Annotated in this window: 11 protein-coding genes; 4 read left to right on the top strand and 7 right to left on the bottom strand. The window is 35.3% G+C overall.

The window, feature by feature from the left end:
• Position 1 precedes the first annotated feature (1 nt).
• Together CG11_RS18705 and CG11_RS18700 are read right to left on the bottom strand one after the other, a co-directional pair.
• Positions 2-1516, bottom strand: a complete 1515-nt coding sequence (locus CG11_RS18705; RefSeq protein WP_156039830.1) for a hypothetical protein — start codon at positions 1514-1516, stop codon at positions 2-4.
• Positions 1517-1766: 250 nt separating this feature from the next.
• The gene (locus CG11_RS18700) at positions 1767-3368 is read right to left on the bottom strand and encodes a hypothetical protein (protein WP_052598364.1); all 1602 of its coding nucleotides are present in this window, start codon (positions 3366-3368) and stop codon (positions 1767-1769) included.
• 652 nt (positions 3369-4020) lie between these two features.
• On the opposite strand from CG11_RS18700, the gene CG11_RS18695 reads away from it, so the two are divergent.
• Positions 4021-4782, top strand: a complete 762-nt coding sequence (locus tag CG11_RS18695) for a 7-carboxy-7-deazaguanine synthase QueE (RefSeq protein ID WP_052598363.1) — start codon at positions 4021-4023, stop codon at positions 4780-4782.
• Between the two features lie 271 nt (positions 4783-5053).
• Positions 5054-7501, top strand: coding sequence for an endopeptidase La (lon, locus tag CG11_RS18690; protein WP_231512812.1), 2448 nt, complete (start codon positions 5054-5056; stop codon positions 7499-7501).
• A gap of 186 nt (positions 7502-7687) precedes the next feature.
• On the opposite strand, the gene CG11_RS18685 is transcribed toward lon, so the two are convergent.
• The 5 genes from CG11_RS18685 to CG11_RS18665 all read right to left on the bottom strand — a co-directional run bounded on the left by CG11_RS18685 (position 7688) and on the right by CG11_RS18665 (position 10404).
• Positions 7688-8245, bottom strand: coding sequence for a DUF4252 domain-containing protein (locus CG11_RS18685; RefSeq protein ID WP_052598361.1), 558 nt, complete (start codon positions 8243-8245; stop codon positions 7688-7690).
• A gap of 32 nt (positions 8246-8277) precedes the next feature.
• Positions 8278-8793, bottom strand: coding sequence for a DUF4252 domain-containing protein (locus tag CG11_RS18680; protein ID WP_052598360.1), 516 nt, complete (start codon positions 8791-8793; stop codon positions 8278-8280).
• A 74-nt stretch (positions 8794-8867) separates the two neighbouring features.
• Entirely contained in the window at positions 8868-9317 is a 450-nt protein-coding gene (locus CG11_RS18675) for a DUF4252 domain-containing protein (protein WP_052598359.1), read from the bottom strand.
• Between the two features lie 126 nt (positions 9318-9443).
• The gene (locus CG11_RS18670; RefSeq protein WP_052598358.1) at positions 9444-9905 is read right to left on the bottom strand and encodes a hypothetical protein; all 462 of its coding nucleotides are present in this window, start codon (positions 9903-9905) and stop codon (positions 9444-9446) included.
• Complete coding sequence (locus CG11_RS18665; protein WP_052598357.1) at positions 9895-10404, bottom strand: RNA polymerase sigma factor; 510 nt, start codon at positions 10402-10404, stop codon at positions 9895-9897. The genes CG11_RS18670 and CG11_RS18665 overlap by 11 nt, the downstream gene beginning before the upstream one ends.
• A gap of 213 nt (positions 10405-10617) precedes the next feature.
• Here CG11_RS18665 and CG11_RS18660 point away from each other — a divergent pair, with 213 nt between their 5' ends.
• Entirely contained in the window at positions 10618-12042 is a 1425-nt protein-coding gene (locus CG11_RS18660; RefSeq protein WP_052598356.1) for a leucine-rich repeat domain-containing protein, read from the top strand.
• A complete protein-coding gene (locus CG11_RS18655; RefSeq protein ID WP_052598355.1) occupies positions 12035-13159 on the top strand; it encodes a leucine-rich repeat domain-containing protein in 1125 nt (374 codons plus the stop codon). Before CG11_RS18660 ends, CG11_RS18655 begins: the two co-directional genes overlap by 8 nt.
• Positions 13160-13399: the final 240 nt, after the last annotated feature.

Below are 13399 nucleotides of genomic sequence, written 5' to 3'. Positions count from 1 at the left end.
TTTACTTTTGAGGATGAGCAGTTTTGGTACGTAGATTCCCCACTTGAATAGTGGGCTCTCCTTTTAATCTTTTGCGCATTTCTTTATATTTCATACGCTCCATTCTTTTAAGATTCCGAGCCTTTTGCCTAGCCAATTGAATTGCTCTATTGGCTCGAATGATGCCCAAGCGTTTATCCAATTGTGCCAATTTCAAATCCTTTTTAGCCCTTTCATAATTCATAATAGTTGAAGTTGAATCGATCTCTAACTCCTCTAGACTATCCAACACTTGGGTTGTTTCTTTTTTCATTTTTTCTAGCCACATAGAACGCTGAGGAAACAACTCAAATAAATCGTTGTCCAGTATTTCAGAAGTGTACGTATATTGCTCAGTACAAATTTGCCCTTCTCTCTTTTGATACAACTGCATAGGATAATGTTGCCCCACCTTTAATCCCTTTTGTTGAATATAAGCAGGTCCTACACAAACTTTTTGATCTCGATAATAAAGCATAAATTCCAATTCCTTTCCTTGCAATTTATCCAAAATAGTATATCCCTGCTCAGGAGTAAATCGAAAAAGCACCTTGTATTCATTATATTTATAGACACTTTTTTGAGCAGACAGGCAATGCTCAATAGCTGTTATTTCAGCTGATCCAGGAATTACTTCATAATAACACCCTCTTACTATTGCAGTACTTGGAGCAACTTTTGGGGCTTCAGAATTAGCAATAGCTTTTACCTTCTCCGCCAATAAATCAGCTGCTTCTTGTTCAGCTTTTTCTTGTAACAAACGCTGTTGATATTTTTCCTCTTCTTGCTTAGCCAATGCCCCTAATGCCGCTTCATATTCATCCAACAACGTACTATGTTTTTTCAGGAAATCCAATGACGATTGTGTAAAGAAAGGCTTTTCAGAAGCATGGTTGTCTACAATAGGTTTTAGTTCTGCATCAATCAAAGCACGTTGCTCAGCAGGTGTTAATTCTTGATGTATTTTGCTTATAATCGTAGAGTCATTTGCATTAAATGTGAGGGTTAAACTCAGTTCCTCAATCACTCGTTCGTACACTTTGAACAATTGATTTTCAAGAACTTTAGATTCATAAAAATAACGTTCAATATTCAGCCCTCCACTGCGTGTTTGAAATAATTTCATAGCATATCGAGTTCCAACTCTTAAATTCATTTTTCGAATATAAGCAGCACCTACCCGAACAGAGGAGCTATGATATTTGAGCATTATTTCTAATTCCTTATTTTTTAACACTTCTAATAACTCATGCCCTTCCATTGGTATAAATCGAAACAATACCTTGTATTCATCATACCCCAGAGCACTTTCTTTGGCCTCTTTCATCAACTGAATTTGAGTTATTTCTGCTAAACCAGGAATTATTTCATAGTTTACACTATTTATTTGCATCGTCTTAGGCAGTGGCTTAACAACAGGCAACTGCTGACCATGCACAATAGCAATGCCGTTGGTATTCATAACTATCAAAAGAAATACACAGAATTTGAACATCATAATCGAGTATTATTTGTAATACTTAGCTACGCTACTACTTCATAGTTTCTACAAAGTAATGCTTGGGGAACTCAAATTATCATTACGCACCAATCATAACGATTAAAAGTGCTTGTTTTAGTCTGAAATAGAACATAAAGAATTCTTATCCAATAAAAACGTGGCTTCCTTCAACAGTTGAAGAGAGCCACGTTTCATTTAAGATAATATAGTCATCAAGCTTTGTCGCTTTTGATACTCAAAGCACAAACTATTTTAATTTTATTTTAGCTCCATCATTAGGCAAATCAGGAGAATAAAGCATCATTTCTGTACAAATCCCAGACTGTAATGGCTGAGCAAAACCTTGGTATTTAGAAGCTTTGAATACTTTATACTTTCTAATGTAACCAGCGCCAGGATTGGCATTTTGCCCCATTGGATCTAGCGTAAAGACAAAAGCTGCCTCCCAGTCTTTTTTCTCTTTTTTAGACAAATCAGCATAATTATCTGGGCGGAAAGTAACCATGACTTCATATTCCGTATATTTCAAGTGACTTAAGTTCGCCTCTTTTACCTTGCTTACTTTGATCACTTCAATTGTTCCAGAAATACGATCTCCAAAGACACAGTCCTTACGTTTGGTCTCATCCACGATGCGTTGAGCCATTTCTCGCTCAATTTCCTTAATTTTCTCAATCGCTGCTGTTTTTTTGTTACGCTCTTCCTCTTCTTTCTTAGCCTCTTGAATAGCTGCTAAACGAGCTGCTTCTGCCTTTTCTTCTATTTCTCTTTGAATTTCGGCTTCTACTTCTTTTTCTAATTTTTGTCTCAACTCCTCTTTTTTGCGAGCTCTTTCCAAAGCCTCTTGCTCTTTACGTTTTTCCTCCAATCTAGCTGCTTTTTCAGCTTCCTTTGCTTTTCGTTTTGCTTCTCGAATCGCATCACTAGCTGCATTGCTAGATTTATTAGAATTATTTGATTTAATAGTCGTAGTAGATGAGTTTGCCTTTCCATTTTCGGCAGCAGCCAACTGTGCTGCATATTCCTCTCTCTTCTTAGCCTCTATTTCTGCTCTCAATTTTGCTTCATCAATGCCAGAAGATCCTCCGTCATAAGAACTTGGAGTGCCTTCATCTTCAAATTTCTTTCTTAAATTCTTTTCGACCAAGGCACGCATTTCTGCTTCTGACAAATTGGCAATTTCTTCCTCAGAAAGCCCTCCATAATCAAATTCATCTTCTTGAATAGGAGTTTCTACAACTGTTTCCACAGTAGGGTCGACCGTTTCTGCAACAACGACATCTTTTTCATTCGCTTTATTACGCTCGTAAGCTCGTTCCTTTGCTTCCAATTGCTGCACATAAGCCTCTTTGGTATAATCAATAATATGCTCGTACGCTTCAAACAAGTCATTGTCTAGTGCTTTAGATTCGTACGTATACAATTCCAAACAAGCATCTCTATTTCTAGTTTGTAGCAAGTTCATCGCATATTTGGTTCCTACCTTTAAATTCTTAGCCTTAATATATTCAGGTCCAACAGGAACACGGATGGCACGAGAGCGCAATACAAATTCAATCTCTGTATCTCTAAGCATTTCGAGTATCTCTCCTCCCTCCATAGGAGTAAACTTAAACAAGACCTCATGCTCATCATACTTCAAAGCGCTTTCAGAAGCTGGTCGAATTTTTTCAATAGACGTTATTTCTGCCAATCCTGGAAGGACTTCATATTCACAGTCCCTTACAATCTTGGTGCGCACTTTTCCAGAAGTTCCTTCACTTGGTCCTTTTTGGGCAATCATATCTACTGGCATAGAACATAATGCGCCAATTATAGTTGCCAAAATTCCAGAATATAGTCTTCTCATAATTATATAATTTGATATTTTCCAAATGTTATATTAGTACCCTTAAACGTACTAGTTGAGTGGATGGTTAATCGTTTTAATATTTAATATTTACAAACCATTAGATGCAAATTTTATGCAAATTGGTGTGATAATCCTTTAATAAATTAAAAAATACAGCTTATTTTATTTCCTTTTTGCTGTTTTCTACGAAACTAAACCATAGCAAAAAGATTTTAATAGTGTATTATTAATCGATCGAATACCAATTGTAATTAGGAAATCGTCAAAAGTTGTTCTAATTTTACTTATTTTAAACAACCTAATACAATATTATAATGTTTCGTAACAACACAACATACTTCTTATTTTTCAAAACCCGCAACCAAGAAAGTTAGTATTTAAGTCAATTCAATAATTCGCAAAAAAAGAGTTATCATCTTAATAATCTAATCAACGAACTACAATCAATTAATAAGAAGAGGAGTCGTAAATTTTGTCATAACGTTTTTTATCTACTTGGGTGCTAAAATAAGGATTTTTTTTAAGGTTTTTATTAGACTTTATCTCGAATTATTCTTATTTCTTATAAAAACACCTCACAAAAGCAGTTAGGTTTGTATGCTGGTGATAATCATTAACAAAGTAAACAAGGCTTATAATTATTTTAAGAATGTCTAAAAATCAAAAAATTGCTGTCAGCGAATACTTTTACAGTTTACAGGGAGAAGGTCGTACATCTGGCATCCCTGCTATTTTTCTCCGATTGACAGGATGCAACCTTATGTGTGGTGGCAAGGGAGTCGAAAAAGATGGGGTGCTGCGCGATGGAGCGACTTGGGTTTGCGACACTATAGATGTCTGGATGAAAGGAACTACTTATTCTTTTGCAGACCTACTAAAAGAATTAAATCAAAGTACCAATTTTATACAACGCCTACAAACAGGGGTGCATTTGGTTATTACAGGGGGCGAGCCACTTTTGCAACAAGAACGAATCGTTGCCTTTTTAGAATACCTAGAAACAGAATATGCGCTTCGTCCTATTATTGAAATAGAAACCAATGCTACTATACTGCCACTTTCTTCGCTTGATGCTCGGGTCCATTATTGGAACACCTCCCCAAAGTTAAGCAATTCTGGCATGCCAACCAGCCAACGGATCAATCACTCCATCCTAAAATGGTTTTCAGCAAATCCGAACACTATGTTTAAATTTGTTGTTACAACTAAACAAGATTTTGAGGAAATACAAACACAACTAGTTCATACGGGATTAATTGACTCAAAAAAAATTGTCTTAATGCCTGGTGCAGATAGCATTGAGCAGCTTTTAGAACGCAATCAGTTGGTAGCAGATATTTGCATCGAACATCAGTTGAGAATGTGTACTCGACTCCATATAGAAATATGGAATCAGCTAACAGGTGTTTAGTAAAAAAATAATCTCTCGGCTTGCAGCAAAATTTTGAAAACTTATTTTTTTGAACATTACTTAACTGACAAATTGTACGAAAAATTGTTAAAAATTGGAATGGCACATTCCTTGAATAATTCTCAGAAGCTACCAAGCCTAATACTTTAAAACAATACTGATTTTTAACAAAATAGGCTAGTAAAAGCAATACAACACCAATAAAACCTAGTAGATGACTTTGTGTCTACCAATGACAAATTGGCAAGTATTCTGACAAAAATAAAAGCACGTGAAATCAAGAACAAATATTAATTTACCTAATAATATACAATTGCAAATGCTAAGTGGAAGTAATGACGAAGTAGATTTTTTACCTCTTTTTTCAATCAACGAGCAAGGATTCGACGAAAATGAGCAGGAAGATTACCCTGACATTTTACCCATTCTAGCACTTAAAAACACTGTTTTATTTCCTGGAGTTATTATTCCAATTACAGTGGGGCGCCCAAAATCTATTGCTGCAGTAAACGAAGCTTACCATTCGGATAAGAATATTGCGGTTCTAACACAACGAGATATCAAAGTAGCAGATCCTATGCAAGAGGATTTGTTCAAAGTTGGTGTGGTTGCCAAAATTTTAAAGGTATTAAAAATGCCTGATGGTACCACAACCGCTATCCTTCAAGGACGTCAAAAATTAGAACTAAAGCAATTGTTACAATCAGAACCGTTTCTAAAAGGTTCTTTAGAGTTTGCCAAAATTGAGGTACCTAATAACACACCTCAATTCTTAGCTATCGTTTCTTCGATGCGAGATTTGGCTGAAAAGATCATTAAGCTCTCTCCCAATATTCCTAACGATGCTTCGTTGATGCTTCAAAACATCAAGAGTCAGCACTTTTTGGTCAATTTCATCGGTTCTAATCTAAATGTAGATATTGCTACCAAACAAGCTTTGCTCGAAATTGAACGAACAGAAGATAAAGCAGATGAAATTCTTCAACACATGAATCATGAGTTGCAGGTACTGGAATTGAAGCAAAAAATTGAGGTAGATGTTCATGGTGACATGGAGAAACAACAGCGTGATTATATCCTGAACCAACAATTGAAGAAAATTCAAGAAGAGTTGGGAGAATCTCCTACTCAAAATGATATTTCCGATTTAGAGGAAAAGGCTAAAAATAAACAATGGTCCAAAACAGTTCAAGATAAGTTTGATAAAGAACTGCGTAAGTTAAAACGCATGAACCCTGCTGCACCAGAACACTCTATTTTGGTCAACTACCTAGAAGTATTGGTCGATTTGCCGTGGAACGAAGTCACAGAAGATTCCTTTGATTTGTCTTCGGCAGAAGAGATTTTGGACAGTGATCACTTTGGTTTGGACAAAGTAAAAGATAGAATTTTAGAGCACTTGGCTGTTTTGAAATTAAGACAAGATATGAAATCACCAATCTTGTGCTTGGTAGGTCCTCCTGGTGTTGGGAAAACATCGTTGGGGCGTTCGATTGCCAAAGCCATTGGTCGAAAATATATCCGCATGTCTCTCGGAGGGGTACATGATGAATCTGAATTGCGTGGACATCGCAAAACGTACATCGGTGCAATGCCTGGGCGTATCATTCAGTCGCTAAAAAAGGCAGAATCAGATAATCCTGTGTTTATTTTGGATGAGATTGACAAGCTAGGAACAAGCTATAAAGGCGATCCTTCTTCTGCCCTATTAGAAATTCTAGATCCTGAGCAAAATACTTCTTTTTATGATAATTATTTAGAATTGGAATATGACTTGTCTAAAGTCTTATTCATCGCTACCGCCAACTCGTTGCAAAGTATTCAACCTGCTTTACTAGACCGTATGGAAATCATCCAAGTTAATGGCTATTCGGTAGAGGAAAAATTAGAAATTGCCAAACGCCACTTGGTTTCAAAGCAACTAAAAGAGCATGGTTTAACAGAAGAAGATATTGTTCTAGATGATGCTGCCTTAAACAAAGTTATTTCGGACTATACACGTGAATCTGGCGTTCGCTCTTTGGATCGTGAAATTGCTAAGGTTATGCGTCATGTTGCCAAAAAAGTGGTCACTAAGACGAATACTAACAAAAATCTAAGTCCAGAAGATATTAGTACTATTTTAGGTCCCAAAAAGGTCAACTTAGATGATATCTTTGAAGAAGAACAAGAACCTGGTGTTGCTGTTGGTTTGGCTTGGACTAGTGTTGGAGGAGATATTTTATTTATAGAATCTAGTTTGAGTAGAGGTAAAGGAAAGCTAATCCTAACTGGAAACTTGGGCGATGTTATGAAAGAGTCAGCAACAACTGCTTTAAGTTATTTAAGAGCGCATGGAGAACCGTTGGGCATCCAAGCGGAAGCTTTTGATGAAACGAATGTACACATCCACGTTCCGGCGGGTGGAATTCCCAAAGATGGTCCTTCGGCTGGTATTACCATGCTAAGTGCCTTGGCTTCTGCTTTCACCAAACGTCCATTACGCCAACATTTAGCTATGACGGGAGAAATTACTCTCCGTGGTAAAGTCTTGCCTGTAGGGGGAATCAAAGAAAAGGTATTGGCAGCTAAACGTGCTGGTGTGAAGGAAATTATCATGTGCGCAGATAATGAAAAGGATGTCAAAGAAATTAACCCTGAATACATCCAAGGAGTACAATTTCACTATGTTAAGAAAATGCAAGAAGTCTTAAATTTAGCATTGAGTTCTCCTCAATAAAATTAGGCTGTTTCATTCGCAATAGTTGTAGGTTGTTATAATGCAACTATTGTGAATGATAAGTATTTCAAGGAAAAGATAGGATAAAAAACTATTTCAGATTGAAATAAAAGAGCTCAAGCGAATCCAGTTCACTTGAGCCATACTATTCAAAGTACAAGTTGGTTAGGCTATGATTGGTTATACTTATAGTTGTGCTACGGCAGTTGTTTCAGTTGAACGATGCCCATCAACCACCCCACCTAAGAAATCTATATTGCCATCTTTCAGTGCTTTTTGCAACAGTTCTTTTTTCCAACGACCATTTAAAGTTAGTAAGACTAATTCATCTTCTTCGGCTACCAAAATCATCACATGTCGAATCAAATCTCGTTTTTTAGTTTTCTTTTCTTTTACCAGAATGTGTACCGAAGTCGTGCCTTCTTTGACCGAAAGCAAATCGACATAACGGTGTTTGCGTACACTAGTAATTAGGCGATTGATCTCCTTTTGAGAAGCATAATTTTTTTCTTCCATGACCAACAAACGAATGTTGTTCAATCCTCTTAATAATGGTCTGTATTCATCCACATCCTCCTTTGCTTCAGAAGCATTTAGTCCAAACTTGACCAACCAGCCAGGAAGTGCCATCGCAATCGTATTGGGGTGGTGTCTATGCTTGATAAAAAAAGCATCTAATTCCAAGTTTTGAGCCATTGATGCACTGCTCATGCTAATTAGTAATAGAATAATTATTGCTTTCATTGTTTTGTCTTTTTGGTGTGATGAGATAAAATTTAGTGTGCCTCGCCTTCGACCTTGTCCAAATGCTCCATACCTTGTATATCCATGTGTTTGGCAAGTTTAGAGATCTTTTTTAAGTCAACATTGCCGACTATACTTAGTAGAACAAACTCCTCTCCCCCTACTAAAAGTAACAACTCCTTTACTTGGCTACCTTCTTTTTTGATTAAAAACCGAACATTGGTATCTCCATCTCGCACTTTCATCAAGACCTTGTATTCTTTAGGATTGACCAATTTAATGGCTTCTTCATAGTATTTTTTACCATCTTTCTCAGTTGTTAGCACCTGCAAACTCTTCAACCCCTGCAAAATCTCCATTACCTCCTTGTCTTCTGAGCTCTCCATATCTATATCAGCAAACAGACTAAACATATATTCGCTCACATAAACAGAGGTAAATGCCTCTTTATCTTCGTATTTTTGAAAATATTTTTCTATTGCATTCTCCTGTGCAAATGCTCCTTGTATGGCGAAGAATAGCACCAATATTGTGATTATATTTTTCATTGTATATTGTTTTAGCAATTCACTAGCTCCTAGCGAATTTTGTTGTTTTTTAATTTTCTTTAAAATTATTTCCCCTATTTATTTGAAAAAGATATCAAGACAAAATCATCTTCACCACCAGCTAACATCAAGACCTCTTCGACACCTTTTTTGCCCTCTCGAACCAAAATATTCATCCCACCACTTTTGCCCTCCTTGACAGTCATCAAAGGCATGTATTTATTTTTCTTGATCAAAGCCATCGTTTCTTTATAATACTGTTGAGGCTGTTTTTCGGTCATCAAAAGCGTCATTTTGCTTAAGTTTTTGATCAATTTGGCAAATTTATGCTCTGCCTTTCCTAATTCTGCTTGAATTTCTTTGAGCATTTCTTTTGAAAGCAAGTTGCTCAAAGCAAAATTCATAGAGGTAAAATGATCGTCGTTCAAATATGCTTTCATATGCTTTTCAATAAAATTATTTTGCGCTTGCATGGTGAAAGAAAAAGAAGCGATTACGATAAAAATTGCGATAATTGTTTTCATAATTTGTTTTGGTCTAATTTGTTTTTGAATGATTTTAATTTATCGTAAAGCTTTACTTTATAACAGGTGATCAATCCTGCATCTATTAGGATAAGGTTCTTAATACATTGGGTTTAGTAATGCGTTTTATTGTTTAGCTTTTTGAACGCCTTCCTTCGTTTTGGTCATTCCTTTATTCAATCCTTTAGAAATTAGCATCAAAGCAGCTTTCGCCTCTTCATATGCCTTTTGAGGATCTTCATAAGTATCCTTGGTCGTTTCATCTACTGCAAAAATAGCCGTATTAGAATTACTTTGATTTAGATAACAAAATGTCCCTACAGCTAATACAAGAACAATACTAGCCGCTGCAACCAACCATGTTGGTACCAAACGATGAACAACAGGTTTCTTTTTCAGTTTTTCAAAGGACTGAGTAGATGTTTTTTCTTGCTCTTTTTTATAATAGACAAATAGAGGGCGAAAAGATTCTAACTCTTTTGCTACTTGGTTGCTATTAAAGTAATCTTTTAGCAATTGTTCTTCTTTCAAAGAAGTTTCTCCTTCCCAATATTTGTCTAGTATCTTTTTTATTGTCTTATAATCCATAAGATTCTATATTTAACAATTGTGTTCGGATGCTCTTACGAGCTCTAAACAGATTTACTTTTACTTGATTCAAAGGCAACTCTAGTGCTTCTGCTATTTCTTTATATTCCATCCCCTCAATATCTCGAAGTTGCATCACCATACGCTGCTTTTCTGGTAGTTCTTGCATCAACTGATGAATGTGTGATACGGTGTCTTTTTGAGCAGTTTGTTGATAAGGATTTTGGCTATCTTGAACTTGCTCTGGTGCCTTGTCCAAAGAAATATTTTGAAAACTTTTAGCTCTTGTTTTATCAATGGATAAATTTTTTGTCATGCGCATGCAGTATGCTTCTAAATTTTTGTACTCATGTCGATTCTCTCTTTTATTCCACATTTTGATAACGACATCTTGCACAACATCCTCTGCCAACTCATCGTCTCCAACGATTCGAGCAGAAAAACGAAAGAGCTTATCTTTCAATTCTACGAGTTGATATGTAAATTCTTTTAGTGTCATGTAGCGTGATTTCACTTCAAAGACGAGGCACTGTAGAAAAAGTTACACCTAGTTTCAAAAAAAATTATTTTTTCTATTTCCAACAAAAGGTTTTGCTGTTAAAAAAGCCTGAAACACCCATTTTTACAAATATATTGCTTACTTTGAAAGTCCTTAATAAAAATCTCCTTATTATATATTTTACCTTTCTTTCTACCTTCAATTTAATAAAAAATGAGTCAAAAAACACTAGAGGAATACTACAACGCATTGTTAACAGACGAAGCAACCAGCAAAAATACTTTGAAAGACTTAAAAAAAGAGTCAGAAGAATTAAATGCAGCATTATTAGAAAAAGTAATGCCTCTTTTGAAAATCTTTAAAAAGAAAAAGTTAAGTGATCTTTCTGGGATTTTAAAAAAAATAGATGCTGATAAATGCACTTATGCACAAGAAGTTGCCTTGTGGTCTACTCCTCCTTTTGACGAACGCATTGACGCTTTTAAATATGATCGCAGCAAAAAGCTGAAAGAAATTCCGAAAGAATTAAAAGCATTAAAAAACCTAAAAGCCATACGAGTTGCGAAGAATACAATTAGTGAAGTTCCTACCTTCATAGGTGATTTTTCAGAATTGGAAATCTTAAACCTGCATTACAATCGGATAAAAAAACTCCCTAATAGCATTGGAAAACTATCCAAACTTAGATTTTTATACTTAGCCTTTAATTTTTTACCTGAACTACCAGAAGCAATTGGCAAACTAGAATCATTAGAATACCTCAATGTTTATTACAATTCTGATCGTAGACATGGTAATCCTGTTCTCAAGTCACTACCAAAATCGTTGGGCAATCTATCGAACCTCAAGCAACTTATTGCTGGCAACAATTTGATGTCTGAGCTACCTCTAGCTATTCAAAAACTCCATCAATTAGAAAAGCTAGTTTTTTCTACTAGCCAGATTAGTTCCGTTCCAACATGGATCGGTGAACTTTCTAAGCTAAAAAGTCTAGATTTATCTTGGAACAAAAAAGTAGAGACATTGCCCGACAGTATTGGCAAATTAACACAACTTGAAGAATTGAATATTGCAAGGTGCTCGCTAACATCATTGCCTACAACTATTGGTAACTTAACAGAACTACAGACGCTAAAAGCCAACAACAATCAATTAGATACCTTACCAGAATCTATCGGCAATCTAAGTAAATTAACAACTATTGAAATTAACAAAAATCCATTTACAACACTACCTGATACAATAGGGCAACTTTCACAACTTACCTATTTAGATTTAGAAGAAGGCAAATTAGAATCTTTGCCTGATAGCATTGGTGCCTTGACAGAACTAAGTGGTTTAATTTTGTCGCACAACCAGCTAAAAACGTTGCCAGCATCCATTGGCGCACTAAAAAAAGTAGAAAAGTTATATGTTTACAACAATCAATTAGAATCTTTGCCTGATAGCATTGGTGAAATGGAAAATCTGAAAGTACTTTCTTTGAGTAAAAATAACTTAAAACACCTTCCTGATTCGATTGCTCAATTGCAACACCTTACTCACTTATTCTTATCAGAAAACCCATTGTGTTCTGACGAAGAAGAAAAAGAAAAAATTGAAGATTTATTACCAAGAACAACCATAAGTTATGAGTAATTTTGAATCTAAAAACTTGGAGCATATTTGCCAATTATTAATTAGTGGCGATGAAAATACAGCCTTGGGTATACAGCTTTTAAAAAGCCAACCCAAGGCATTAATTGCAGAGGTAGAAGCTTATTTTCAACCATTATTAGAATTATTCAATCGAAAAAGCGTCCAATCTTTGCCCACTATTTTTTCTTACATCAAAGAGGGTAAATGCTCAGAACAAAAAAAAATAGACCTTTGGGGTACTCCATATGGTCAATACCACATCAAGACACTACATTTTGAGTATGACGAAATTCAAGAAATTCCTGATTCAATTGGAAATCTTGCCAATTTAGAATCCCTTAGTATTTCTAGTTGCCCTATTACATCGTTGCCAGCGTCTCTCGGACAGCTCTCAGAACTTAAACAATTAAAACTCTATGGCTGTCGAGACTTAAAAACACTTCCAGAGAGCATTGGAAACTTACAAGCGTTGGAGGAGTTAAACATTGGCTTTACGCAAGTCAAGTATTTACCTGAAAGCATGGCTCAGTTGGAACGATTAGAAATGTTAAGACTTTCGAGTTGTCCTTTAGAAGCAGTACCTATTTTTATAGGGAATTTCAAACGACTCAAAAAGTTATCTTTAGATCGTTTACACCTAAAGGAACTTCCTGCTTTTCTAGAACAGTTTAACAATTTGGAGTACTTAGACCTTTCAGATAATAATCTTTCTTCATTGCCCTCTTTTATCTCAGAATTAAGTCACTTAAATCATTTGAGATTAAATGATAATCCCTTAATGGATTTGCCCAATGACATTGGAGAGTTGCAAAAACTCAAAACCTTGGAATGTGGTCATACCCGTTTGATAGAGTTACCTAAAAGCATTGGCAATCTAACTCAATTGGTTCATCTAGATTTGTACAGCAATTTTTTACGACAGTTACCTCATAGTATTGGTAATGCTAGTTCCTTAAAAGTATTAAATCTGAACAACAATAAACTCAAAACACTACCTTCGTCTATTCAAAACTTGCAACAACTAACTACTTTAGATTTAAGTCAAAATAAACGGTTGTCCTTGGAAGAACAACAAAGTATACAAATGCACTTACCCAATACTAAAATAACCTTTTAAGCTTTTTATACTTATGCCTGTCCCCGATTAATGAATAGTTAGGAAAAATTTTAATGCACAAATTGGGATAAAAATAAAACACAGCAATAGGACATTTTTTTTATTTTTTTTTTACATTTTTCAGTTATTAATTCTATTTTAAGCCCATTCTATTTTTGGTAGTGATGTAGATTGTATGATAAGTTAGAAAAAAAGACAATGAAGACTATATTTGTAAGATGTGTTCAATATCTATACAAA

Origin of the sequence: Aureispira sp. CCB-QB1 (genome assembly GCF_000724545.1) — a bacterium.
Taxonomy (GTDB): Bacteria; Bacteroidota; Bacteroidia; order Chitinophagales; family Saprospiraceae; genus Aureispira.
The sequence above is the reverse complement of the archived record's forward strand: the minus strand, read 5'-3'. Positions and strand labels throughout refer to the sequence as shown.